Source organism: Nonomuraea sp. NPDC050786 (assembly GCF_040654115.1).
Taxonomy (GTDB): Bacteria; Actinomycetota; Actinomycetes; order Streptosporangiales; family Streptosporangiaceae; genus Nonomuraea.
Window position 1 is genome coordinate 55,407 of record NZ_JBFAHJ010000015.1, and the last position, 24,229, is coordinate 79,635.

Sequence of the window (24,229 nt, forward strand, 5' to 3'; positions counted from 1 at the left end):
TTATCACTTCTTATGGCACAACTACGGGTCCTCGCGGTCGACGACGAACTGCCTGCCCTCGAAGACCTGTCGTACCTGCTGCGTGCCGATCCCCGCATCGGCGAGGTGGCCACCGCCAGGGACGGCGCGGCGGCGCTGCGGCTGCTCGACCGCGCCATCGCCGACGGCCGCCCGATCGATGCGGTCTTCCTCGACATCCGCATGCGCGGGCTCGACGGGGTGGTGCTCGGGCGGCTGCTGTCGCAGTTCGCCAATCCACCTCGGGTGGTGTTCGTGACGGCGTACGAGGAGCACGCCGTGGATGCGTTCGAGATCAAGGCCGAGGACTACCTGCTCAAGCCCGTACGGCCGGAGCGGCTGGCGGAGGCGATCAGACGGGTGGCGGTCTCCGCCGACGTGCCCGCCGAGGGCGGCGAGACGGACACTATCCCGGTCGAGCTGGGCGGGGTGACGCGGTTCGTCTCCAGCGCCGACGTGATCTACGTGGAGGCGCACGGGGACTACGCGCGGCTGCACACGGCGACGGGCAGCCATCTGGTCCGGATCCCGCTGGCCACCCTGGAGGAGCGGTGGGCCTCGGCCGGGTTCGTCCGCGTGCACCGCAGCCATCTGGTGGCGGTCAAGCACATCGAGGAGTTGCACATCGACTCGGGCAAGTGCACGGTGCGGGTCGGCGACACGGAGCTGCCGGTCAGCCGCCGCCACACGCGCGAGCTGCGGGACCTGCTGGTCCGCCGGGCCAGGAAGGCGAGGTCGGCGCCGTGATGAGCTCCGAGCCGCGGCCCGCGCGCCGGGCGCCCCTACCCAAGGCCGACGCCTCCCGGCGGGAGAGCACCCGCAGGGTGGCCGTGACGAGCCCGCGCACGGCCGCCGCCCGCCGCCCCCGCTACCCGGCCACCAGGGAGATCGACGAGCAGACCCGGCTGGGCGAGGTCTACATGCGCTCGTTCCTGCGCACCCAGTTCAGGCTGGCGCTGTTCGTCTGCACGGTGCTGGGCTGCGTGGTCGGCGGGCTGCCGCTGCTGTTCCTGCTCATCCCCCAGCTGCGCTCGGTGCACCTGCTCGGCATCCCGCTGCCGTGGGCGGTGCTCGGCGGGCTCATCTACCCCGCCTTCGTCATCGGCGCCTGGCTGTACGTGCGCCAGGCCGAGCGGAACGAACGCCACTTCGCCGAGCTGGTCGAACGCCAATGAGCGAGCGTGGCGAGCGAATCATCGAACGCGCCCTCTTCAGGCTCATGCGAGCGGCGGAGCCGGTCGCATGAGCCTCACAGCGGTTCTCGTGGTGATGGTGGCGGCCGTGCTCATCGGGGCGTTCGGGATCAGGTTCTCCCGTACCACCTCGGACTTCTACGTCGCCTCCCGCACGGTCAGCCCGCTCTGGAACGCCTCGGCCATCGGCGGCGAGTATCTGTCGGCCGCCTCGTTCCTGGGGATCGCCGGGCTCATCCTGTCGTTCGGCGTGGACATGCTCTGGCTGCCCGTCGGCTGGACCGGGGGGTACCTCGTGCTGCTGGTGCTGGTGTCGGCGCCGCTGCGGCGCTCCGGGGCGTACACGCTGCCGGACTTCGCCGAGGCCCGGCTCGAGTCGATGGCCGTGCGCCGCACCGCGAGCGTGCTCGTCGTGCTGATCGGCTGGCTCTACCTGATGCCGCAGTTCCAGAGCGCGGGCCTGGTGCTGCGTACGATCACCGGCGCGCCCGTGTGGGTCGGCGGGCTCCTGGTCGCGGTCGTCGTGGCGGTGAACGTGCTGTCCGGCGGCATGCGGTCGATCACGTTCGTGCAGGCGTTCCAGTACTGGCTCAAGCTGACGGCGCTGGCCGTGCCGCTGGTGTTCCTGATGATGGCGTGGAAGGCGGACGGGGCGCCCCCGGTGAGCGTCCAGGACGCGGCCACCTGGCAGGTGCCGCTGTCGGGCGGCAAGGAGTACGGGCTGTACTCGACGTACTCGCTGATCCTGGCCACGTTCCTGGGCACCATGGGTCTGCCGCACGTGCTGGTGCGGTTCTACACCAACCCGGACGGCCGGGCCGCGCGCCGCACCACGCTGGTCGTGCTCTCCCTGCTCGGGGCCTTCTACCTGCTGCCCGCCGTCTACGGCTGGCTCGGCCGGCTCTACGCGCCCGACGTGGCCGGCGCCGACACGGTGGTGCTGACGCTGCCCGCACGGATGGTCGGCGGCACGCTGGGCGACGTGCTGACGGCGCTGGTCACGGCGGGGGCGTTCGCCGCGTTCCTGTCCACCTCGTCGGGGCTGACCGTGTCCGTGGCGGGCGTGATCGCGCAGGACCTGCTCAAGGGCGGGGTGCGCTCGTTCAGGATCGCCACGCTGATGGCGGTGGCGGTGCCGCTGGCCCTGGCGCTGTGGGCGCGGGCCCTGCCGGTGGCGGACGTGGTGGGACTGGCGTTCGCGGTGGCGGCCTCGTCGTTCTGCCCGCTGCTCGTGCTGGGCATCTGGTGGCGTCGCCTCTCGACCACGGGGGCGCTGGCCGGGCTGTTCGTGGGCGGGGGGCTGGCGTGCGCGGCGGTGCTCGTCACGATCGTCGCCGGTCCCCACGCCGGGCCCGCGGGTGCCCTGCTCGCGCAGCCGGCGGCGTGGACGGTGCCGATCGCGTTCGCGGTGATGGTGTCGGTGTCGTTCCTGACGCCGCACCGGGTGCCGGCCGGGGTCGCCAGGACCATGGTCCGGTTGCACGCGCCGGAGAACCTCGACCTGGACCGCGGCGACTGGCGGCCCCGCTCGTCCTAGCGGGTGAGCGGCTACTTCACCGTGAGGTCGAAGACGGCCTCGCCCGACTGCCGCCTGCTCTCCTCGTCGGGCGGCGTCGTGGACCGGCCGCAGCGCCAGCAGTCGCGCAGCCTGATCTGCGTCGTGCCCGGGCGCTTGCTGTTGAACACGAAGTACGTCGTGCCGGCGGCTCCGACCCCCTCGCCCTTGCGCTCGCGCTCCTCGCTGATGAACGAGGCCACCTTCGGGTCAGGGACCGCGACCAGGTCCCAGTTGTCGCCCACCGACGGGTTGTCGGCGACGGCCAGCGAGAAGCGCTGCCCGGAGCGCAGCTCGACGCGTACGGTCGAGCCCTTGGCACCCTTGACGACGGTGCCGAGGTTGCTCACCGCTGAACCTCCGCCGCACCCCGCCACCAGCAGGGCGGCCAGCATGATGGCGGGGGCGCCCGTTCGACGAATCATTCCGGCAGGCTATCGGCCCGCGCCGGAGCCTCTTACCGGAACCTGCGGCGGCGGTCGCGCATCATGCTCCGGACGGCGAAGGCCACCGCGGCGCCTCCGGCGGCGATGAGCAGCACGGGCCGCTTCCTCGCCGCCTGTGCCGCCTCTCTGACCTGGTGCGGCGTGCTCTCGCGGACCTTGCCCGTCACCTTGCCCCTGACGGAACCGGCCGCCTGGCTCGCGCGGGCCTTCACGTCGGCCTTGGCGGCCAGCGCGCTGACGGTGTCGCCCAGCTCCCGCCGGGTCTCCTCGATGTCCTTGCGCAGGTCACGCTCCTGGTGGCGCACCCCGTGGAGCGGGGACGACTGGTCGTGGAGCGACCCGCGTGGCGTGGGGACCGATTCCTCCTCGGCCCGCTGGTTCTCGGCGGCCTCCTCCCGCTCGTCGCGGACGGGGGGTTCGGGAATGAATGTCTCGTGTTCCGTACGGGCCTCCTCCGCGTGCCGGGCGTTCTCCGCCGCGCCCGGCCTGGTCGGAGGCACGTTGATGGACTCGCGTTCGGTCGGTGTGCCCACGGTCGCCCTGCGGGCGCCGACGTTGCCTGCGTGTTGCTCGCTGTATCCGGGGTCGGTCTCGCTCATCGCCGTGCCCTCTCCTTGACCATGTCGATGTCGGCCTTGACGCTCGCGAGAGTCTCTGATGGGACGGGTGGGCCGACTCGTTTCACCTGGGTGCGGCCGGTCAGGCCGAGCATCGCGGCGATGAGGAACAGCGCTCCCGCCACGATGGCGGCGGCCGCCCAGCCGGGCAGCACCAGGGCGAGGAGCAGGATGACGGCGGTAACGAGCGCGGCACCGCCGAAGAACGCGGCCATCCCAGCCGCGCCGAACAGACCCGCACCGAACCCCGCGCGCTTGCCTTTTTCCGCCAGCTCCATCCTCGCCAGGCGGAATTCGTCTCTCACGAGCCTTGAGACCTGCTCGGAGAGGTCGTTGACCAGCTTGTGGGTGTCGTTCACGACGTTCGCCTCCTCCGTGAGGAAGGCGACTACCCAGCCAAGCGGCCTTCTATCACCTGGCCGTTACCGCTTGGCGACCTTGAGCAGGAACCCCAGCGCCGACAGCACGGGGTCTTTCTGCACCTCGCACCAGTTGTCGGGCTGCTTCGGCCTGCTCCACGGGGACGGGAGCTCGCAGGAGGGAGCCTGCGGCTTGGGCCTCTCGCACCACGATCCGGGAGGGTTCATACCAACATTCTACAACTTCAGGTATGGCTTATATAAGCCATCCCGCAGATGAGGTGGGTCAGCGCGGCCACGCCTCGGTAAGGGTCGGTCCGGCCCGCCCGATCCTCCGCCGCCAGCAGGTCGTCGATGTCGTCCGGGACGGGCGTGTCGTCGGGGACGGCGTCGCAGAACACCCGCACGCCGTACCACTCGCGTACCTCGAGTCCGTGTCCGGCCAGTCGCCGCATGAGATCGCCGAGCCGGTCGGCCCTGGCGGCGACGCCGAGCCTGTTGACGTAGCCGGTGCCCTCGAACGCCCGCAGCGCCCCCGTCCAGTCACCCATGAGCCCCGGCCGCATGGCGAGGCCGTCGCCGTTCCGTACGAGGAGCGAGAGGATGCCTCCGGGGGCGAGAAGGCGGGCCAGGTCGGCGAGGAGCGGGTCGGGGTCGTCGAAGTACATCAGCACGCCGTGGCAGAGGACGGCGTCGAAGCTGCCCGGCTCGAACAGCTCCCCCAGCCGCTCGGCCTCCGCCTGCACCGTGCGGACCGCCATGCCCGGCTGGATCCCGGCCTCCAGGAGGCGGAGGAGGTCACGGGAGGCGTCGAGCGCGACGACGTGATGGCCCCTCGCGGCCATCCTGAGCGCCTGCGTGCCCTGGCCCGACCCGACGTCGAGGACGTGGCAGGGGGCCTTGGGCAGGTGCTCGGCGAGCTGGCGGGTGACGAGGTCCTGCCTGATGACGTCGCGCAGCGTGCCCAGCTTCGCGCGCCACTTGTCCTCCGCTCCCGAAAACCTCATGGCAGGATCCTAAGCGGGCCCGATCTTCCTCCAGGCGACGCCGGGCGCACGGGATTCGATCTTCCGTTCCCGGCGGTAATCTGCCGAGGTGCTGGTACACGGGGTCTGGTCGGCCGAAGGGCTCGCCTTCTGGGCGGAGAGCGCCGACGCCGTGCCCGCAGCGAGCCGGCGGCGTCCCGCGCAGGCCGAGAGCGTCCCCCATCCCTTCGCCGCCGCCGCGGAGGGCGTCGCCGCCGTGCTGGGCCTCGACGAGCCGCCGTCGCGGACGCTGGAGCTGCTTCTGCCCGGCTCGGCCAGGGAGCCGCTGCCCTCGCCGGAGACCGGGCGGCTGGCCGAGGTGGCGCGCCCGCGGCTGCGCCTCTGGCAGGTTCCCGCCGTCGTCCCGCCGCTCTCGCAGGCGCTGCACGTCCTGGACGGGCACACCGGCACCGCGACCATGCGCCACTGGGCCGCCGTCGCCGCCTTCGCCCGCGACCTGGTACGCCGGGGCCGCGTCATCCCGCAGCTCATCCCCGGCGCGACGGCCCCCGAGCGGGAGCCCGAGCCGGAGCCCGGCGATTCCATGACCATGTGGGCGGTGCCGCGGGCCGGCGCGCGGGCCGGCTGGATGCCCGTGGTGACCGGGGCCGACGCCGGATACTTCCGGGAGCTGGCGCTGGCCATGCCGCCAGCCTGCCGTACCTCCCGCGTCGAACGGCCGTCCGCGGACGTCCTGCGGGAGGCGCTCGAGGCGATCACCGACACGCTCGTCCGGCAGGCGCTCACCGAGCCCCTGGTCGTCACGGCCAGAACGCCTCACGAGCGCTGGCTGGCCGCCCTGACCGGCGACGCGCCGGACTGCCCCGACGTCCCGGAGCTCCGCCGGGAGCTGGAGAAGTGGCGTGATTCGGTCGAGTCGGCCGAGGGCGCGACCAGGGTCTGCTTCCGCCTGCTGGAGCCCGCCGACGCCGACGACTGGCGGGTCGAGCTGGCGTTGCAGGCGGCCGACGACCCCAGCCTCTACGTGCCCGCCGCGCGCGTGTGGAGCGGCGAGAAGGCGACCGGGCTGCCGGGCGTTCCCGAGAGGGAGCTGCTCGCCGGGCTGGGCCGGGCCGTCCGGCTCTATCCCGAGCTCGACCGTGCCCTGCGCGGGCCCGCGCCGAGCCAGCTGGCGCTGGACACGGCGGGGGCGTTCGGGTTCCTGAGGCAGGCGGCGCCGCTGCTGCAGGCGGCCGGGTTCGGGGTGCAGCTGCCGCGCTGGGCCGGGCGGACGAAGCTGGGGCTGAAGCTCACCACCAGGACCAAGGCGCAGACGGCGGCCACCGGCCAGGGGTTCGGGATGCGGGAGCTGGTCGACTTCCGCGTCGAGCTGGCGGTGGGCGGCGAGACGATCAGCGAGGCGGAGCTGGCCGAGCTGGCCCGGCTGAAGGTGCCGCTGGTCAGGGTGCGCGGCCAGTGGGTGGAGCTGGACGACCGGCAGCTCAAGGCCGCGCTCAGGGCCGTGGCGGGCACCCGTACGGGCGAGGCGACCGCCTCCGACATGCTGCGCCACATCGTCGGCTCCGATCTCTGGGGCGACCTCCTGGGCGGCGACGAGCTGCCGCTGGTGGAGGTCGACGCCGACGGCGTGCTCGGCGACCTGCTGTCCGGCCAGGCCGAACGGCGGCTCGTGCCCATCAGCACCCCGGCCGGGCTGGACGCCACGCTCAGGCCCTACCAGGAGCGCGGCCTGGCGTGGCTGAGCTTCCTGTCGGAGCTGGGCCTGGGCGGGGTGCTGGCCGACGACATGGGGCTGGGCAAGACGGTCACCACGCTGGCCCTGCTCGTCCACGAGCGGGCCGACGCCCCCACGCTGCTCGTCTGCCCCATGTCCCTCGTCGGCAACTGGCAGCGGGAGGCCGCCAGGTTCGCCCCCGGCCTGCGCGTGTACGTGCACCACGGCAGCGGGCGCGACGCCGCCCTGATCCCGCGGGCCGATCTGGTGATCACCACGTACGGCACCGCCCACCGCGACCTGGACTCGCTCAAGCAGCACGAGTGGCGCAGGGTCGTGTGCGACGAGGCCCAGGCGATCAAGAACAGCGGCACGCTGCAGGCCCAGGCCGTACGGTCCATCCCGACCGGCACGAGGCTCGCCCTGACGGGCACCCCGGTCGAGAACCACCTGGCCGAGCTCTGGTCGATCATGGAGTTCGCGAACCCGGGGCTGCTGGGGCCGCGCTCCCGGTTCAGGACCCGCTTCCAGGAGCCGATCGAGGCCCGCCAGGACGAGCAGGCCGCTCAGGCGCTCAAGCGGGCGACGGGGCCGTTCATCCTCCGGCGCGTCAAGACTGACAAATCGATTATTTCTGATCTGCCGGAGAAGATGGAGGTCAAGGAGTGGTGCCCGCTCACCACCGAGCAGGCCACCCTCTACCAGGCGGTCGTGGACGACATGCTCTCCAAGATCGAGGGGAGCGAGGGCATCGAGCGGCGCGGGCTGGTGCTGGCGACCATGGCCAAGCTCAAGCAGGTCTGCAACCACCCGGCCCACCTGCTCAAGGACGGCTCCCGCCTGTCAGGCAGGTCCGGCAAGCTCACCCGCTTGGAGCAGCTGTCGGAAGAAATCCTGGCCGAAGGCGAAAAGGCTCTGCTTTTCACGCAATATGCCGAGTTCGGGAGCATGCTCCAGCCGTACCTCGCCCAGCGGCTCGACACCACCGTGCTCTGGCTGCACGGCGGCCTGCCCAAGAAGACCCGTGACCGCCTGGTCGACCGGTTCCAGCACGACGACGAGCCGATGCTGTTCGTGCTGTCGCTCAAGGCGGCCGGGGTCGGGCTCAACCTGACGGCCGCCAACCACGTCATCCACGTGGACCGCTGGTGGAACCCGGCCGTCGAGGACCAGGCCACCGACCGGGCGTTCCGCATCGGGCAGCGCAAGAACGTGCAGGTACGCAAGCTCATCTGCGCGGGCACCCTCGAGGAACGCGTCGACCAGATGATCGAGCGCAAGAAGGCCCTGGCCGAGCGGGTGGTCGGCACCGGCGAGGACTGGCTGACGGACCTGTCGACCGACGAGCTGCGCGAGGTGTTCAGGCTCACGGCGGAGGGGGTGAGCTGACGATGCCCGACAACAAGCGCGCCTGGTTCGAGGACGCCGGGCCGATCAGGGTCGAGGGCGGCATCAGGGCCCGCAGCCGGCGGGGCAGCATCGGCTCCACCTGGTGGTCCAGGCGCTTCATCGACATCCTGGAGCGCATCTGCGACAAGGGCCGCCTCACGCGTGGCCGCGCGTACGCCCGCCAGGGCCAGGTCCTGTCGATCGACCTGTCCCCCGGCGAGGTCAGGGCCGCCGTCCAGGGCTCGCGGCCCCGTCCGTACGAGGTCGTGATCAGGATCGAGGCGTACGGCGAGCAGCGCTGGGCCGCCATCGAGGAGTCGATCGCCGAGCAGGCCGTCTACCGGGCCAAGCTGCTGGCGGGAGAGATGCCGACGGAGATCGAGGAGTTGTTCGCCGCGATGGGGATCGACCTGTTCCCCCGCGACCTCGACATGGACTGCTCGTGCCCCGACTGGGGCTTCCCGTGCAAGCACCTGTCGGCGGTGCTCTACCTGCTGGCCGAGTCGTTCGACGACGACCCGTTCCTGGTGCTGGCCTGGCGTGGCCGCACCCGGGAGCAGCTGCTCGGGTCGCTGGCGGAGGAGGCGGCCGGGGTGGAGGTGGAGGACGTGCCGTTCGCCGACCGGCTGGCCGACTTCTACGCGCCGGGCGCCACGGCGCACCGGCCCGAACGCCGCCCCACGACGGCCGCCCCGGACCTGCTCCTGCGCGTCTTCCCGCCCCCTGCCGACCTGGCCGGCACCCTCACCCCGGCCTACCAGGCACTCGCCGGCTCCTGACCCTGGGTGTGGGGTGTGCTCAGCGGTCCTCGAAGGAGTCGGGCACCATCACGCGCACGCCGTTGGGCACCACCCGGAGCCGGATCGGCGTGCGCAGCCGTACCTCGCCGTCCACGTCGGCCGCCATCGGCGGGTCGGTCTCCAGCAGCATCTCGCGTCCCACCACGAACGGCCCCCCGGCGAGGCTGCGCCACCGCCCGGTCGTCGCCCTGATCAGGGTCTCCCCGAGCAGCCGCAGCTTCTTGCCCGAGCCGAGCTGGTAGGCGACCAGCTGGCCGTTGTCGATGCTGATGTCCCTGGCCACCTGCCAGCCGCCGTGGAAGCGGCCGTTGGCGATGTTGAGCTGGTGGGTGAGCAGCTCGTGGCGCTGACCCTCCACGGTGATGTACGCGCGGAACGGCGTGTGCCCCGGCAGGATGGTCAGCGCGGTCAGCGGGTAGGCGGGACGCCCCACGATGCGCTTGAGCCACGGCTTGACCCGGCCCGCCACCTCGACGGAGACGCCGAAGCTGGCGAGGTTGGCGAACGGCCGGTCGTCGGCCATGCCGAGGTCGATGTCGGCAACCTTGCCGGTGGCGAACACCCTGATCGCCCCGGCCAGGTCGAGCGGGAGCCCGAGGCTCCTGGCGAAGTTGTTGGTGGTGCCGAGCGGCAGCACGCCGAGCGCCACGTCGCGGTGTGCCACGTGGCGCACCGCCGAGGAGAGGGTGCCGTCGCCGCCGCCCACGATGAGCAGGTCGGGCTTGGTGGCCAGGGCCGTGTCGAGCAGCTCGCGCAGCCGCTTGGGGTTGTAGACCGACAGCTCGACCAGCGGCTCGAACCCGAGGTTGTGGATCTGCTCGATGACCTCGAAGTAGTGGCGGCGGCCCCGGCGCGAGCGAGTGTTGACCACCACTGCCACCTTGCGATCCCGCCGGATCGCCTCAGTGTGCTCGTCCTTGGTGCGCAATTCGCTCATGGACACCAATGGTATGGGCCGCCGGGAGGTCCCGGCGGCCCATGATCACTACTACTTCTTCGGCGGGACGACCTGGACGATGGCGCCCAGGTTGCCCGGCAGCGGGCTCACCAGCTTGAACTGCACGCCCAGCGCCTTGCCCTCGTCACCGGGGTTGCCGGTGCCGAGCTTGGAGCCGGCGACCACCTGGCCGTACAGCTCCGGGGCGGGGGTGCCGTCCTGGTGCACCACGCGGGTGGTGTACGCCTGGTCGCCCTTCGACGGCACGACCACCGAGGCGTCGAAGTCGCGGTAGTAGAGACTGCCGTTGATGACCTCGAGGCCCGGGTACCAGGTCTTGGCGTCGGTGAAGGCCGGGACGCCCTTCTGCGCCGGCAGGTCCGTGCAGTAGGCGCTGAACGGCTCGTCCGCCGCCTCGATGCACTCCTTGAACGGGTACGTCTTGCCGAACCCGAACGCGGCGTTGGACGACTGGACGCGCCCCTGCAGGTTCTTCTGCAGCGTCGGGTCCTTCTCGGCCGCGGTCCCGGTGCGGCGCAGCGGGTCGAAGTGCGAGTCCACGACCAGCAGGCTGCCCTTGGGGCCGAGGCTCGGCGGGAGCCGCAGCGTGCTGCTGAGATTGTTGTTGATGAACGTCGAGTCGCGGTACCACACCAGCAGGCCCGGCGCGTTGTAGGCCAGCTTCTGCACCTTCCACGCCCCGTCGCGGGAGTAGTCGGTGTCGTAGGTGTACTTCAGGCCGTTGTCGAAGCCGTCGAAGTTGCGCCACTCGGCCAGGTAGAACCGGGAGATCTCACGCTCGCCGTTGTTGCGGGTCCAGCCCTGGCCGCTGGTGTTGGTGAACGTGCCGCCGGTGGCCTTCCAGCCGTTGTCGCCGCCCTCGACGTCGTCGCTCCACACGGCCGTACCGCCGTTGGTGAGCTGGAAGTCGTCGGCGTGCCAGCCGCGCTCCTGGAAGGCCGCGTCGGTGTTGTACGTCAGCCGCAGCTTGACCGTCTTCCCGGCGAACGGCGTCAGGTTGACGTAGTCGTGCCGCCAGCCGCCGCTGTCACCGGTCAGGCCGTACTTCTTGTTGCCGAAGGTCTTGAGGTTCTTGTTCGGGTCCGGGTAGTCGTCAGGGGTGCTGACCTCGTTCCCGGCCTCGTCGAAGACCTTCTGCTGGGCCCAGGTCTGGCCGCCGTCGGTCGAGACCTCGACGAAGCCGAAGTCCCAGTCCTGCTCGATCACGTAGTTGTTCCACATCCACAACCTGAGATCGGTGCCGGCGGGGACGGCCACGTCGCGCGTCAGCGTGAGGTTGGCCCATTCCTGGTCCAGGCCGCTCCACCAGGCGTTCGAGCCGCTGTGGACGTCGATCATCTTCACCGGCGTGGAGGCCAGGTTCACCCGGACGCCGTCCTCGGTGAGCTTGGGCGTGCGCGAGGACTGGCCGACCGTGACGAGCTTGGCGGCGTCGCCGGGGTTGAACGTCTTCGGGTTCGCCCAGCCGAGCACCCACTTGTCCCACAGGCCCATGTGGGCCGGCATCGACTGGAAGATGGGGCCGGAGTGCGAGCCGCTGGACATGAGGTCCCAGAAGTCCACGGCGGAGCTGGCCTGGCCCGAGGTGTCGTACAGGTCGGGCAGGCCCAGGTCGTGGCCGTACTCGTGGGCGAAGACGCCGACGCCGGAGTCCTCGGGCTGCACGATGTAGTTGGAGATCTTCTTGTCGCTGCCGGGGATCTTGTAGCCGCCGGCGACCGCGCTGGAGTGGGCCCAGATCGCGTACGTGCCCTGGGCGCCGCCGTCAGAGGACTTGTCCTTGCCGGCGTGGACCAGCACCAGGTGGTCGATCACGCCGTCGGGCTCGTTGAAGTTGCCGTCGCCGTCGGCGTCGGAGGTGTCCTCGAGGTCGTAGTCGGCCCACGGGAAGTTCGGCTGGGCCTTGGCCAGCGATTGCACCACGTCGATGGGCAGCTGCTGGGCGCCGAGCGGGTTGTCCGGGTGGCCGGACATGTCCTGGGGAGCGCCGCCGCACTTCGCCGCGCCGTACCAGGCCTCGGAGTGCGGGACCTTGATCCAGCCGACCGCCGAGCCGGTGACGGAGTAGGCGCCCTTGGACATCTCCTCGTACATCTTCTTCATCGTGTAGCCGGAGATGTCGATGCCGGGCTTGCCGTCGCGCGGGTCCTTCAGGTCCGGGCGCACGCGCTCGGTGATGCCCTTGTCGGTGTAGAGCATCTTGTTGAAGTGCTCGGTGCTGAAGTCCTTGACCCAGAAGGAGTTGTTGTCCTTGTGCGGCAGCGTGGCCGGGTCGGGGATGTTGTTGTGCAGGGGGCCGTTCTGGAGCGTGCCGGCCGGCTCGACCACGCAGTCGTCGGGGTTGCTGTTGACGGTGCGCAGCCGGTTGAAGCCGGAGAAGTCGTCGTTGGCCTGGTCGTTGAACTCGACGAGGATCGTCAGGAGTTTGGCCGTGCGGGTCTGCTTGGAGTTCTTGAAAATCCATTCAGCGGGGTTGCGGCCCGTCCTGATGGCCTGGTTCTCGCGGGCGGCGAGAATGCGGCCGGCTGCCGGATTTCCGCTGGTGAACTTCCTGTCGAACTTCTGCGCCGGGGTCAGTGAGCGCTGCTTGCCGTCGTTGACCGAGGGCTCCTGCGGGTCCTTCTCAACCGCGGGCGGAGCGTAATTGATGTAGTAGTCCGCTGCCGTGGGCTCGTAGTTCGCGGCACCAGTGAGTGATGTGGCCGCTTGAGCCGTGGGCACGGACAGGGCGGCGCCGAGAAGGGCGACCGCCGGGAAAGCTGCTAATAAGCGCTTCGTGCTGGGCACCAGTTACCCTCTCTGCCCGGGGTCACCGGGCGCATGGCCATAGGGTGTGCAATGCCGGACGCTAGAGGGTCAGTCAACGAAACGTAAAGTACGTCGTTGAAATGTGATCAAAGGGGGACATTTGGCGCATGGTTCGCGCCGCGCCTCAGAGCAGTATTAGCCCGGCCGTTATCGCACCCACGACCGCGCCCCCGTAGCAGATCACCGCTATGACCAGGTCGAACCTGGCGATGCCGAGCAGTTCCTCGCTGGTGAACCGGATGCGGTGCGCGGCGTGGAAAAGGCAGAGCACGACGACCGCCAGGAGCGCGAGCCGTACCAGCGGGTTCTCCGCCAGCGCGCGGAGGTGCCCGGCCGTCGGCCAGTCCACCACGCCGAGCGGCATGAGCACCCCGAAGAGCAGCACGAGCACCGGCAGCAGGAGCGCCGCCACCACTCCCCCGCCGCTGAAGAGCAGCCACAGGTACGGCTCCAGGGTGCGTCTCATGGCGACCTCAGGACGAAGTAGGCGATCAACACGGAGATCACCACCCAGGCCGAGTGGTTGCCGCCCTGGATCATCCAGGCGGGCACCCGCCAGCCGTCCAGCCGGACGACGGTGGCCTTGGGGGCGAGATTGAGGAAGGTGATCGTGTGGAAGGCGGTCGCGGCCAGGGCGAGCACGTTGATCGCGATCATCCACGGCCGGCCGGCCAGCGCGGCGAACTCCTGGAGGCCGCCGGTGCGCACGGCGTCCACGAACATCAGCAGGAAGACGATCGACCAGGCCACGAAGACGCTGGTCAGCTCGCGCAGCACGAAGAAGGCGCAGTGGCGGGAGCGGGCGAACCACAGGTTGTCGCGCGGCGGCCGGTACGCGGTCGTCATCGCCTGCTCCACGGCAGCACGGAGCGCAGGGCGGCGGTCAGCTTGTAGCGCTGGATGGCCTCGGCCGGGTCCACGTGCTTGGGGCAGACCCGCGTGCACTCGCCGACGAACGTGCACCCCCACACGGCGTCCTCCTGGTTCAGCACGTCGAACCGGTCGCCCATGTCGCGCGAGTCCAGGTTGTAGCGCTGGGCGAGCGCGATGGCGGCCGGCCCGAGGAAGTCGGGGTCGAGCACGTAGACGGGGCAGGCCGAGTAGCAGAGCAGGCAGTTGATGCACATGCTGTACTGCTTGTACGCATCCAGCTGCTCGGGCGTCTGGGCGTACTCGGTGCTCAGCGGCAGCTCCTCGCCCTCTCTGACCAGCCACGGCCGCGTGGACGACAGCTTGGCGAGGAACCCGTCGATGTCCACGACCAGGTCCCTGATCACCGGGAAGCCTTTCAGCGGCTCGATCCTGATCGGGCCGTCGCCGTACTCGGTGAGGAAGGTGCCGCAGGTCAGCCTGGGCTCGCCGTTGACGGTCATGCCGCAGGAGCCGCAGACGCCCATCCGGCACGACCAGCGGTACGACAGGCTGCCGTCGAGCTGGTCCTTGATGTGGTTGAGCCCGTCGAGCACCGCCCAGTCGGCCGTGAGCGGCACGTCGTACCCCTGGAACACCGGCTCGTCGTCCTCGCCGGGCCGGTAGCGGGCGACCTCCATCCTGATCGTCCGCGTCGCCGTTTCCTTGATCTCAGTCACGGCCGTACACCCTTTCTCCCGGAGGCCAGCGGGTGATCGTCACGGGCAGCAGCCCGACGGACGGGGTGCCGTCGGGCGCGCGGTGCACCAGCGAGTGCGCGAGGTAGGCGTCGTCGTCCCTGGCGGGGAAGTCGGTGCGCTGGTGCGCGCCGCGCGACTCCTGCCTGTTCAGCGCGCAGGCCACGATCGTCTGCGCGACCTCCAGCATCGTGTGCAGCTCCTGCAGGTTGATCAGCTCGGTGTTGAAGGCGGTGCTCGTGTCGTCGATCCGCACCTCCTCGGCGCGCTCGCGCAGCTCCGCGAGCGTGTCGACGGCCTTGGTGAGCACGTCGCCCGTGCGGTAGATGCCGGCCGCCCCCTCGAGCGTGTGCTGCATCTCCTCGCGCAGGTCGGCGATCCGCTCACCGGTGCTGCTGCCCTCCCGCGCGCGTTCCAACCGCCGCCGCTCGTCCTCCCCCTGGGTCCGTACGGCCGCCGCCTCGCCGTCCCGGTGGGACCGGGCGAACCCGGCGGCCGCGATGCCCGCGCGGCGGCCGAAGACCAGGCACTCCGGCAGGGAGTTGGAGCCGAGCCGGTTGGCGCCGTTGATGCTCACGCAGGCGGTCTCCCCCGCCGCGAACAGCCCGGCGATCGGGGTGGCGCCGTCGATGTCGGTGTGGACGCCGCCCATCATGTAGTGCACGACCGGGCGTACCGGGATGAGGTCGGTGGCCGGGTCGAGGTTCTGGTAGCTCCTGCAGAGCTCGCGCACGAACGGGATGCGGGCGTCGATCTTCTCCTCGCCCAGGTGGCGCAGGTCGAGGTAGACGACCGGCCCGTACGGCGTGTCCACCGTGCGGCCCAGCTGCTGCTCGTGCACGAACGCCTGGGAGAGCCGGTCGCGCGGGCCCAGCTCCATGCTGCGTAGCTTCGGCGTGGGCGTCGGCTTGCCGAGGTCGTAGTCCTGCAGGTAGCGGTAGCCGTCCTTGTTGATCAGCCAGCCGCCCTCCGCCCTGGCCGCCTCGGTGATGAGGATGCCGGTGAACGGCAGGCCGGTCGGGTGGTACTGGACGAACTCCATGTCCTTGAGCGGCGCTCCCGCCCGGTAGGCCAGGGCCATGCCGTCGCCGGTCTTGATGGCGGCGTTCGTGGTGAAGGGGAAGACGCGCCCGCAGCCGCCGGTGGCCAGGATGACGGTCCTGGCCGCGATGGTCTCGATGCGGCCGGTCCTGATCTCGACGGCCACGACGCCGTGGACGCGGCCGTCGTCGACGACGAGCTTGGTGACGTACCACTCGTCGTACCTGATGACGTCCTGATATTTCAGGGATGTCTGGAACAAGGTGTGCAGGAGATGGAAGCCCGTCTTGTCGGCGGCGTACCAGGTGCGCATCTTCTTCATGCCGCCGAACGGGCGGACCGCCACGCGGCCGTCGCGCTCCCGGCTCCAGGGGCAGCCCCAGTGCTCGAGCTGGATCAGCTCCTGGGGCGCCTCGGCCACGAACGCCTCGACCGCGTCCTGGTCGCAGAGCCAGTCGCCGCCGGAGATCGTGTCGTAGCAGTGCTCGTCGAGCGTGTCGCCGATGCCGATCACCCCGGCGGCGCCGCCTTCGGCGGAGACCGTGTGGCTGCGCATCGGGTAGACCTTCGAGACGACCGCCACTGTGAGCGGAGGGCCCCCGGCTTTGACAGCCTCGGCGACCGCGATGGCCGCCCGCAGGCCCGCTCCGCCTCCTCCGACGATGAGCACGTCGATCATTTACGTCACTTCCCGTGGTCCGGTTGCACCGGGTCCTTCACCCGCTTGCCGTCGTGCCGGATGGCGGACAGGTGGATGCTGCCGTCGTGGTACTCGTGCCGGATCCTCCGGCAGCCGCAGTCGAAGAGCTGGTCGCGGATCACCAGGCCGTAGCCGTCGTCGTCGACGAGGCGCTCCCCGCCGGACGTCTTCCCGCAGGGGGCCGGCTCGGGGGTGAAGGGGATTTTCCTGCCTGTCATCGCCGATCTCCCTAGATAGGCGAATTTCATGATCAGTCGGGGTCTTCCTCGGCGGTCCTGCCCGGCTCGACCTCGGGGGCCTCCTCCCGCTCCACGACGGGTGGCCGCTCGGCCTGCTCACGGGGGTAGTGCAGGTCGAAGGCGGGTCGCTCGGAGCGGATCGGCGGCATGCTGGTGAAGTTGTGGCGCGGCGGCGGGCACGAGGTGGCCCACTCGAGCGAGTTGCAGTAGCCCCAGGGGTCGTCGAGCGTGACCTTGGGGGCGTGTCTGGCCGTCTTCCAGACGTTGTAGAGGAACGGCAGCGTCGAGGCCCCGAGGAGGAAGGCCCCGGCGGAGGAGATCTCGTTGAGCGCGGTGAATCCGTCGTTCACGCCGTAGTCGGCGTACCGCCTGGGCATGCCCAGCTGGCCGAGCCAGTGCTGCACCAGGAACGTGGTGTGGAAGCCGATGAACAGCGTCCAGAAGTGCACCTTGCCGAGGCGGTCGTCGAGCATCCTGCCGGTCATCTTCGGCCACCAGAAGTAGAAGCCGGAGAACATGGCGAACACGACCGTGCCGAAGACGACGTAGTGGAAGTGGGCGACCACGAAATACGTGTCGCTGATGTGGAAGTCGAGCGGCGGCGAGGCCAGGATGATCCCGGTGAGCCCGCCGAGCAGGAACGTCACCAGGAACCCGACCGCGAAGAGCATCGGCGTCTGGAAGCTCAGATGGCCCCGCCACATGGTGCCGATCCAGTTGAAGAACTTCACCCCGGTCGGCACCGCGATGAGGAACGTCATGAACGAGAAGAACGGCAGCAGCACCTGGCCCGTCGCGAACATGTGGTGCGCCCACACGGTCATCGACAGCCCGGCGATGGCGATGGTCGCGCCCACCAGCCCCAGGTAGCCGAAGAGCGGCTTGCGGCTGAACACCGGGACCACCTCGGAGATGATCCCGAAGAACGGCAGCGCGATGATGTAGACCTCGGGATGGCCGAAGAACCAGAACAGGTGCTGCCAGAGCATCGGGCCCCCGTTGACCGAGTCGAAGACCTGGGTGCCGAGCTTGCGGTCCGACTCCAGCACGAGCAGCGCCGCCGCGAGCACGGGGAACGCCATCAGCACGAGCATGCTGGTCAGCAGCACGTTCCAGGTGAACAGCGGCAGCCTGAACATCGTCATGCCGGGGGCCCGCATGCCGATGATCGTGGTGATGAAGTTGACCGCGCCGAGGATCGTACCCAGACCCGACAGGGCCAGACCCATGATCCACAGATCTCCGCCGATCTGCGGCGAGTACATGGCCGTCGACAGCGGCGTGTAGGCGAACCAGCCGAAGTCGGCCGCCCCGCCCGGCGTGAGGAACCCCGCGACCACCATCAGCCCGCCGAACAGGAACAGCCAGTACGCCACCGCGTTCAGCCGCGGGAAGGCGACGTCCGGCGCACCGATCTGCAGCGGCATGACCACGTTGGCGAACCCCGCGAACAGCGGCGTGGCGAACAGCAGCAGCATCACCGTGCCGTGGATGGTGAACAGCTGGTTGTACTGCTGCTGGCTGACCAGCTGCATGCCGGGGGCGACGAGTTCGGCCCTGATGAACATGGCCATGGCGCCCGCCACCAGGAAGAACCCGAACGAGGTGATCAGGTAGAGGTAGCCGATGACCTTGTGGTCGGTCGTCGACATCCAGGAGGCGATGACGGTCCCGGTGCGGCGGCGCCTGACCTGTTCGAACGAGGTCTCCCGAACAGTCGTCACGGCTGCTCCCTCCTGCGCGGAGTGCTACCTGCGACGGACCGCCGGAGGCGGCCCGGACTGCCCCGATCTACCCATTGCACGCCAACCAGCGCCGCTCGGGAAGACGTTATTTACCATTCCGCCCGGAAGCTTTGACGAGCCCGCTCAACTTGCGGCTCAGAACCGGCATCCCACATTGCGGATATTTACCGGCTCATCTGGTGGCTTCTTCTATCCTTCGTAGCCGGACCGACTACGGAGGAGATCTCGTGACCGCTCAGGCTGACTACTCCGCCCTCGTCCAGCGAGGGCTCTCGCTCGACCTCACCCGGGGCAAGCCGTCGCCGCGGCAGCTCGATCTCTCCAACGACCTGCTCAGGCTGCCCACGTCGTACCGGGCGGCCGACGGCACCGACGGCCGCAACTACGGCAACCTGCAGGGCCTGGCCGAGCTGCGCGAGCTGTTCGCGCCGCTGGTGCAGGTGCCCGCCGACCGGCTCGTCGTCGGAGGCAACTCCAGCCTGGCCCTGATGCACGACACGATCGTGCACGCGCTGCTCACCCCGGTGCCGGGCGCCGCGCGGCGGTGGGTGGAGGAGCCGGAGATCACGTTCCTCTGCCCCGTGCCCGGATATGACCGGCATTTCACGATCACCGAGCGGTTCGGGATCAAGATGGTGCCCGTCCCGATGAACGCCGACGGCCCCGACATGGACGTGGTCGAGCGCCTGGTGGCCGCCGACGCGAGCGTCAAGGGCATCTGGTGCGTGCCGAAGTACAGCAACCCGTCCGGCGTCACCTACAGCGACGAGACGGTGCGCAGGCTGGCCGCCATGCCGACCGCAGCCCCCGATTTCCGGATTTTCTGGGACAACGCCTACGCGGTGCACCACCTGACGGACACCCCGGACGAGCTGGCCGACCTGTCGGCGCTCGCCGCCGAGCACGGCAACGCCGACCGCGTGTTCGTCTACGCCTCCACCTCCAAGGTGACGCTGGCGGGCTCCGGCGTGTCGTTCTTCGGCTCCTCGGCCGCCAACGTCGAGTGGTTCCTGCACAACACCTCCAAGCAGTCCATCGGCCCGGACAAGATCAACCAGCTCCGGCACGTCGAGTTCCTGCGTGACCCGGCGGGCGTGGCCGCCCACATGAAGCGGCACGCGGAGCTGATCGGGCCGAAGTTCGAGCTGGTCGACAAGGTGCTGACCGAGCGGCTCGGCGACCTCGGCACCTGGACGAGCCCCAAGGGCGGCTACTTCGTCAGCCTGGAGGTGCCGCACGCCGCCGAGGTGGTGGCCAAGGCCAAGGCCGCGGGCATCGCGCTGACGCCCGCGGGCGCGACGCACCCGTACGGCAAGGACCCCGACAACCGCACGATCAGGCTCGCGCCGACCTTCCCCGAGCTGGACGAGCTGGAGCAGGCCATCGAGGGCCTGACCGTCTGCGTCCGCCTGGTGGCGGAGGAGCTGGGCTGATCAGCGGCCGTTGCCCCTGAAGCCGAAGATGTACTCGCGCGTCTCGCTCGGATGGAACGAGACGCCGACCCCCGGCTCGAACACGACGTTGTCGCGGGCGCAGTAACGCAGGCGCTCCCAGACGGCCAGGGCCTGCTCCCTGGCCGGGGCCTCGAGGTTGTCGCGCTTGCGGGCGGCGTACGAGCCGAGCACGTTCAGCAGCCCGAACCCCCAGAACAGGCCCGTCAGGCAGAACGGGGCGAGCAGCACCTCGCCCCACTTGGGGTCCTGGCCCATCGCGATGACCAGCGACACGACCAGGTGCACCAGGGCCGCCACGCCCAGCATGATGTAGCCCTGGTTCCTGGCCCAAGGGGTGTAGTGGCGGCTGGGGAACGACAACCAGACCGCGAGCTGCGTACGGCTCATGACGTGCTTCGACGCGCCGAGAGCCGCCCTGGCGGGCAGATCGGCGACCTCGCGGGCGCCTGGCAACCTGACCCTGCCGATCTTGTACGTGGTCCCCGCGGCGACCGCTCCGGGGACTGCGACGACCTGGTCAGTTTCCGAACACACCGGGCACCTGACTTCCACCCGGGCAGTCTGGCCTTAAGTCACGACCTGCGCAAACTGTCGGGCGCGCCACCCCGTGGATCCGGGCGATTTACACCTAAAGTGCATGGTGTGAGATCGATTGACGCATTGGTGAGCTCCCTGCCCGAAGCCCGCGTCGTGACCGACCCGGACGTGATCGACTCCTACGCCCGCGACCGTACGTTCGTGGAGCCCGGCAAGCCGCTCGGCGTGGTGCTGGCCACCTCCCGCGACGACGTGGTGACGACGATGAAGTGGGCCACCGAGCACCGGGTGCCGGTCGTGCCGCGCGGCGGGGGCACCGGCCTGGCGGGCGCGTCCGTCGCCGGTGACGGCTCCGTCATCCTCTCGCTGGCCAGGATGAACGCGATCAGGGAGCTCTCCCCCGCCGACGAGATCGCCGTCGTCGAGCCGGGCGTCATCACCGCCGACCTGGACAAGGCCGCCAGGGCGCACGGGCTCATGTACGCGCCCGACCCGTCGTCGTACGAGATCTCCACGATCGGCGGCAACCTGGCCACGAACGCGGGCGGGCTGCGATGCGTGAAGTACGGCGTGACCAGGGACTCGGCGCTGGGCCTCGAGGTCGTGCTGGCCGACGGCCGCGTCATGGACACCGGCCGGCGCACGATGAAGGGCGTCACCGGCTACGACCTGACCGGGCTCTTCGTCGGCTCCGAAGGCACGCTGGGCGTCATCACGGCGGCCACCGTGCGCCTGCGCCGGGCGCCCGCCGCGCCGCCTGCCACGTTCGCCGCCGAGTTCGGCTCGCTCAGGGACGCGGGTGCCGCCGTCTCGGCGATCATGGCGGCGGGCTGCCAGCCCTCGCTCATGGAGCTGCTCGACCGGGCCACCCTTGAGGCCTTCGACGACTGGCGCAACATCGGGCTGGAGCCCGCCACGCAGGCCATGCTGATCGGCCAGTCCGACGCCACCGACAGCCAGGCCGCGGTCGAGCGCATGGAGCGGCTCTGCATGGAGAACGGCGCCTCGTTCGTGGCGGTCTCCTCCAGCCCGCAGGAGGCCGAGGAGCTGATCGCGCTGCGCCGGCTGGCGTACCAGGCCAAGGAGCGGCTCGGGGCCTGCCTGGTGGAGGACGTGTGCGTCCCGCGCTCCGTACTGCCCGACATGATCACCGCCATCGAGGCGACGGCCGCCCGGCACGACGTGAAGATCTGCACGGTCGCGCACGCCGGGGACGGGAACCTGCACCCCGTCTTCATCTTCGACCGCGGGACGGCGGAGCCGCCCGCGGAGGTGTGGGCGGCGGCGGACGAGATCTTCACGCACGCGCTGGAGCTCGGCGGCACGCTGACCGGGGAGCACGGCGTGGGCCTGCTCAAACGGCGCTGGCTGGCGCTGGAGTCCGGCCCGGTGGTCACGGAGATCCAGCAGGGCATCAAGGCGGTCTTCGACCCGCTGGGCATCCTCAATCCCGGCAAGGCGATCTGGCCGGACACCTCAGGCACCTTGACCAACCCGTGACTTTGGGGGTGGATGCGCACACGTACCTGCGGTGAAGGATGAACCACTGCCTGACATTCTGCGTCAAAACATGAAACTTCTGGCAGGTCCGGCAGACGCCCCAACCTTCACGCTGGTAGCGTCTTGCCTCATCGATTTGGGGTTTGTAATGGGGGTCGACGTGAATCAGTCCCAGCCGTTGGCGGCGGACGATCCGCGGCGGCTGGGGACGTATGACATCGTCGCCCGGCTCGGCGAGGGCGGTCAGGGCGTTGTCTACCTGGGCAAAGGCGAGTCCGGAGACCAGGTGGCGGTCAAGCTGCTGCACCAGTCCCTCGTGGCCGACGCCGACGCCAGGACGCGGTTCCTGCGCGAGGTGGCGGTGGCGCAGCGGGTGGCCAGGTTCTGCACCGCTCCGGTGCTCCACGCCGACCTGGAGGGCAGCAAGCCCTACATCGTGAGCGAGTACGTCCCGGGACCGTCGCTGCGTGAGCTGGTCATCAACGAGGGGCCCCGGCGCGGCGCCGCGCTCGAACGGCTCGCGATCAGCACCGCCACGGCGCTCGCGGCCATCCACCGCGCCGGGATCCTGCACCGGGACTTCAAGCCCGCCAACGTGCTCATGGGTCCCGAGGGTCCCGTCGTGATCGACTTCGGCATCGCCCGCGCCCTGGACTCCCCTGGCGCGACGGCCACGGGAATGGCCATGGGCACGCCCTCGTACCTGGCGCCCGAGCAGCTCAGCGGGGGCGCGGTGTCCGAGGCGGCCGACGTGTTCGCGTGGGGCGTCACGATGGTGTTCGCGGCGACGGGCAAGCCCGCCTTCGGCGCCGACTCCATCCCCGTGGTGATGAACCGGATCCTGAACGAGGAGCCGGAGCTCGGGGCGATGGAGGGCGTGCTGGCCGAGCTGGTGGCCCTCTGCCTGTCGAAGGACCCGACGCTGCGGCCCAGCGCGGACGACCTCATCGTCCGCCTCACCGGCCAGCCGGCCCCGAAGTCGGCCATCGAGCCGGTGACGGGCCAGCAGCTCACCTCCGCCGCCCCCGGTGGACAGGCGGGCGGGCAGGCGGGTCCGGAGAGCGGCAAGCCCGGACAGGGTGGGGACCTCTATCCCGGTCCCTGGACCCAGCCGGTCCCCTCCGCGAGCGGCCCCCTCCAGGCCGGCTCCGAGGCCGTGCCTCAGACGGGCGCATTCGCCCACCACGTGGCAGCCGCCCAGGCCGGTCCCGCACAGGGAGGCCCCGCACAAGGCGGACCCGCGCAGGGCGCTCCCGTCCAGGGCGGGGCTGCACAGGGCGGCCCTGCGCAGGCGGCATCGGCCATGGGCGGTGGGCCGGCCGGCGGGCCACAGGCAGGCGGACCGCAGGCGGGGATGCCCGGCAACGCCAGCCCTCAGCCCGCCATGCCGGGCACGCCGCCCGGCAACGGCCCTCAGGCGCAGACGGGACCCGCCGCGCCCCACGGAGCCGGAGCCCCGCAGACGCCTCACGGTGGCGCCCCGCAGGCTCCTCACGGAGCTCCTCAGACGCCTCAAGGCGGTCACCTCGGGGCGGCGGCCGCTTCGGGCATGCCCCCTCACGGCCCGGGCGGCATGCCCCAGGGCCAGGCCCCCTTCAAGGGGCAGGGAGGCACCCCGAACGGACCGAGCAGGCCCGGCGGCCCCACTGGCCCGACCCGCCCCGCCGAGGGCGCGCCCGCGAAGCAGCGCCGCACTCTGATGCTCTCCCTGTCCGGAGCCGCGGCCGCCGCCCTCCTCGTGGTCGTCGGCGCCGTGGTGGTCCAGGCGAACAGCAGGGAGGTCCCGGTGGTGGCCGTGGGCAACTCCGCCAACCAGTCCAACGGCGACGGATCGGGCGCGGGCCAGCCCGTCGACCCCCCGTCCACGGACCAGACCCTGCCCCCGTCGGTCCCCACCGACACGGCGGCCCCGGTGCCCACCTTGGACGTGGACCAGCCCTCCAAGGACCCCAAGACCACCAAGCCGAAGCAGCACACCCAGGAGCCCGTCTCCCAGGTCCCGAACCCGGTCACGCAGCCTCCCACCTCCCACCCCACGACGTCCCGGCCGGAGCCCAAGAAGAGCCCGAGCAAGAAGAGCACGAAGACGCCGACCATGGTCGATCCTGAGAACGTGGATGAGGCGGGGCAGCCCAACGGACAGCCGAGCTCCGGCCCCACGTCGACCGTCCGTCCCAGCGCGACCAGCAAGCCGTATGTCCCGCGCAAGGCCAACACGTCCAGCCCGACCGGCCTGTGCGGCTCCGGCTACAAGGTCGTCGACTCGCACGCCCTGGGCACCAATGCCACGATCTACCTCCTGTACAACGCCGGAGCGGGCAAGAACTGCGTGGTCACACTGTCGCGCATGATCTTTCCCGAGAAGGTGCAGATGAACGCGATCCTCCAGGTGAAGGGCGGTTCCAGCGCTAGCGCGCCGGGCAGGTTCACCGCCAACGCCGGGCCGATCCGCCTGCCCGCGAAGCAGAAGTGCGTGATCTGGGGCGGCGCCTGGGCCGAGATGTCCTGGAAGTCCGGCTGGAGCCACTGCAGCTGACCGACGACATACGCGATATGCGCGAAA

Annotated in this window: 22 protein-coding genes; 8 read left to right on the forward strand and 14 right to left on the reverse strand. The window is 70.4% G+C overall.

The features are described from left to right. Nucleotides 1-12 precede the first annotated feature (12 nt). The 3 genes from AB0H84_RS26110 (at nucleotide 13) to AB0H84_RS26120 (ending at nucleotide 2,748) form a co-directional block, all read left to right on the forward strand. Complete coding sequence (locus AB0H84_RS26110; protein WP_357609188.1) at nucleotides 13-765, forward strand: LytTR family DNA-binding domain-containing protein; 753 nt, start codon at nucleotides 13-15, stop codon at nucleotides 763-765. Further along, nucleotides 765-1,193 (forward strand): hypothetical protein, encoded by a 429-nt coding sequence (locus AB0H84_RS26115; RefSeq protein ID WP_357609190.1) that lies wholly within the window; start codon nucleotides 765-767, stop codon nucleotides 1,191-1,193. Before AB0H84_RS26110 ends, AB0H84_RS26115 begins: the two co-directional genes overlap by 1 nt. 67 nt (nucleotides 1,194-1,260) lie before the next feature. After that, complete coding sequence (locus AB0H84_RS26120) at nucleotides 1,261-2,748, forward strand: cation acetate symporter (RefSeq protein ID WP_357609193.1); 1,488 nt, start codon at nucleotides 1,261-1,263, stop codon at nucleotides 2,746-2,748. 11 nt (nucleotides 2,749-2,759) lie between these two features. Here the strand turns inward: AB0H84_RS26120 and AB0H84_RS26125 are convergent, their stop codons facing one another. The 5 genes from AB0H84_RS26125 to AB0H84_RS26145 form a co-directional block, all read right to left on the reverse strand. Next, nucleotides 2,760-3,191 carry a protease inhibitor I42 family protein gene (locus tag AB0H84_RS26125; RefSeq protein ID WP_357609195.1) on the reverse strand — a complete coding sequence of 144 codons (432 nt, stop codon included), beginning with the start codon at nucleotides 3,189-3,191 and terminating at the stop codon, nucleotides 2,760-2,762. Between the two features lie 32 nt (nucleotides 3,192-3,223). After that, complete coding sequence (locus AB0H84_RS26130) at nucleotides 3,224-3,811, reverse strand: DUF3618 domain-containing protein (protein WP_357609198.1); 588 nt, start codon at nucleotides 3,809-3,811, stop codon at nucleotides 3,224-3,226. Further along, on the reverse strand, nucleotides 3,808-4,188 hold the full coding sequence (locus AB0H84_RS26135) for a phage holin family protein (RefSeq protein WP_357609201.1): 381 nt from the start codon (nucleotides 4,186-4,188) through the stop codon (nucleotides 3,808-3,810). Before AB0H84_RS26135 ends, AB0H84_RS26130 begins: the two co-directional genes overlap by 4 nt. Nucleotides 4,189-4,251: 63 nt before the next feature. Continuing rightward, the gene (locus tag AB0H84_RS26140) at nucleotides 4,252-4,416 is read right to left on the reverse strand and encodes a hypothetical protein (protein ID WP_344993334.1); all 165 of its coding nucleotides are present in this window, start codon (nucleotides 4,414-4,416) and stop codon (nucleotides 4,252-4,254) included. Nucleotides 4,417-4,433: 17 nt separating this feature from the next. Beyond that, nucleotides 4,434-5,195: a methyltransferase domain-containing protein gene (locus AB0H84_RS26145; RefSeq protein ID WP_357609203.1), complete on the reverse strand. Its 762-nt coding sequence runs from the start codon at nucleotides 5,193-5,195 to the stop codon at nucleotides 4,434-4,436. An 88-nt stretch (nucleotides 5,196-5,283) separates the two neighbouring features. Here AB0H84_RS26145 and AB0H84_RS26150 point away from each other — a divergent pair, with 88 nt between their 5' ends. Together AB0H84_RS26150 and AB0H84_RS26155 are read left to right on the forward strand one after the other, a co-directional pair. Further along, on the forward strand, nucleotides 5,284-8,277 hold the full coding sequence (locus tag AB0H84_RS26150; RefSeq protein WP_357609206.1) for a DEAD/DEAH box helicase: 2,994 nt from the start codon (nucleotides 5,284-5,286) through the stop codon (nucleotides 8,275-8,277). Between the two features lie 2 nt (nucleotides 8,278-8,279). Further along, entirely contained in the window at nucleotides 8,280-9,056 is a 777-nt protein-coding gene (locus AB0H84_RS26155; RefSeq protein WP_357609209.1) for an SWIM zinc finger family protein, read from the forward strand. 19 nt (nucleotides 9,057-9,075) lie between these two features. Here AB0H84_RS26155 and AB0H84_RS26160 read toward each other — a convergent pair whose 3' ends face one another. The 8 genes from AB0H84_RS26160 to ctaD all read right to left on the reverse strand — a co-directional run bounded on the left by AB0H84_RS26160 (nucleotide 9,076) and on the right by ctaD (nucleotide 18,154). Next, nucleotides 9,076-10,014 carry a diacylglycerol kinase family protein gene (locus AB0H84_RS26160; RefSeq protein ID WP_357609213.1) on the reverse strand — a complete coding sequence of 313 codons (939 nt, stop codon included), beginning with the start codon at nucleotides 10,012-10,014 and terminating at the stop codon, nucleotides 9,076-9,078. A 51-nt stretch (nucleotides 10,015-10,065) separates the two neighbouring features. Further along, a complete protein-coding gene (locus tag AB0H84_RS26165; RefSeq protein ID WP_357609216.1) occupies nucleotides 10,066-12,822 on the reverse strand; it encodes an immune inhibitor A domain-containing protein in 2,757 nt (918 codons plus the stop codon). A 145-nt stretch (nucleotides 12,823-12,967) separates the two neighbouring features. After that, nucleotides 12,968-13,309, reverse strand: a complete 342-nt coding sequence (frdD, locus tag AB0H84_RS26170) for a fumarate reductase subunit FrdD (RefSeq protein WP_357609218.1) — start codon at nucleotides 13,307-13,309, stop codon at nucleotides 12,968-12,970. Next, nucleotides 13,306-13,689, reverse strand: coding sequence for a hypothetical protein (locus tag AB0H84_RS26175; RefSeq protein ID WP_357609221.1), 384 nt, complete (start codon nucleotides 13,687-13,689; stop codon nucleotides 13,306-13,308). The genes frdD and AB0H84_RS26175 overlap by 4 nt, the downstream gene beginning before the upstream one ends. Next, on the reverse strand, nucleotides 13,686-14,432 hold the full coding sequence (sdhB, locus tag AB0H84_RS26180; RefSeq protein ID WP_357609224.1) for a succinate dehydrogenase iron-sulfur subunit: 747 nt from the start codon (nucleotides 14,430-14,432) through the stop codon (nucleotides 13,686-13,688). The genes AB0H84_RS26175 and sdhB overlap by 4 nt, the downstream gene beginning before the upstream one ends. Continuing rightward, nucleotides 14,425-16,170 (reverse strand): fumarate reductase (quinol) flavoprotein subunit, encoded by a 1,746-nt coding sequence (gene frdA / locus AB0H84_RS26185; protein WP_357609226.1) that lies wholly within the window; start codon nucleotides 16,168-16,170, stop codon nucleotides 14,425-14,427. Before frdA ends, sdhB begins: the two co-directional genes overlap by 8 nt. Before the next feature lie 5 nt (nucleotides 16,171-16,175). Further along, nucleotides 16,176-16,409, reverse strand: a complete 234-nt coding sequence (locus tag AB0H84_RS26190) for a hypothetical protein (RefSeq protein ID WP_357609229.1) — start codon at nucleotides 16,407-16,409, stop codon at nucleotides 16,176-16,178. Nucleotides 16,410-16,441: 32 nt separating this feature from the next. Beyond that, nucleotides 16,442-18,154, reverse strand: coding sequence for a cytochrome c oxidase subunit I (gene ctaD / locus AB0H84_RS26195; RefSeq protein WP_357609232.1), 1,713 nt, complete (start codon nucleotides 18,152-18,154; stop codon nucleotides 16,442-16,444). Between the two features lie 248 nt (nucleotides 18,155-18,402). Here ctaD and AB0H84_RS26200 point away from each other — a divergent pair, with 248 nt between their 5' ends. Next, nucleotides 18,403-19,608, forward strand: coding sequence for an aminotransferase class I/II-fold pyridoxal phosphate-dependent enzyme (locus tag AB0H84_RS26200; RefSeq protein ID WP_357609235.1), 1,206 nt, complete (start codon nucleotides 18,403-18,405; stop codon nucleotides 19,606-19,608). On the opposite strand, the gene AB0H84_RS26205 is transcribed toward AB0H84_RS26200, so the two are convergent. Further along, nucleotides 19,609-20,163, reverse strand: a complete 555-nt coding sequence (locus AB0H84_RS26205) for a hypothetical protein (RefSeq protein ID WP_357609238.1) — start codon at nucleotides 20,161-20,163, stop codon at nucleotides 19,609-19,611. It lies immediately after the preceding gene. A 108-nt stretch (nucleotides 20,164-20,271) separates the two neighbouring features. Between AB0H84_RS26205 and AB0H84_RS26210 the strand changes: the two genes are divergently transcribed. Together AB0H84_RS26210 and AB0H84_RS26215 are read left to right on the forward strand one after the other, a co-directional pair. Then, nucleotides 20,272-21,666, forward strand: coding sequence for an FAD-linked oxidase C-terminal domain-containing protein (locus AB0H84_RS26210; protein ID WP_357609241.1), 1,395 nt, complete (start codon nucleotides 20,272-20,274; stop codon nucleotides 21,664-21,666). A 160-nt stretch (nucleotides 21,667-21,826) separates the two neighbouring features. Further along, nucleotides 21,827-24,202 (forward strand): protein kinase, encoded by a 2,376-nt coding sequence (locus AB0H84_RS26215; RefSeq protein ID WP_357609244.1) that lies wholly within the window; start codon nucleotides 21,827-21,829, stop codon nucleotides 24,200-24,202. The last annotated feature ends 27 nt before the right edge of the window (nucleotides 24,203-24,229 follow it).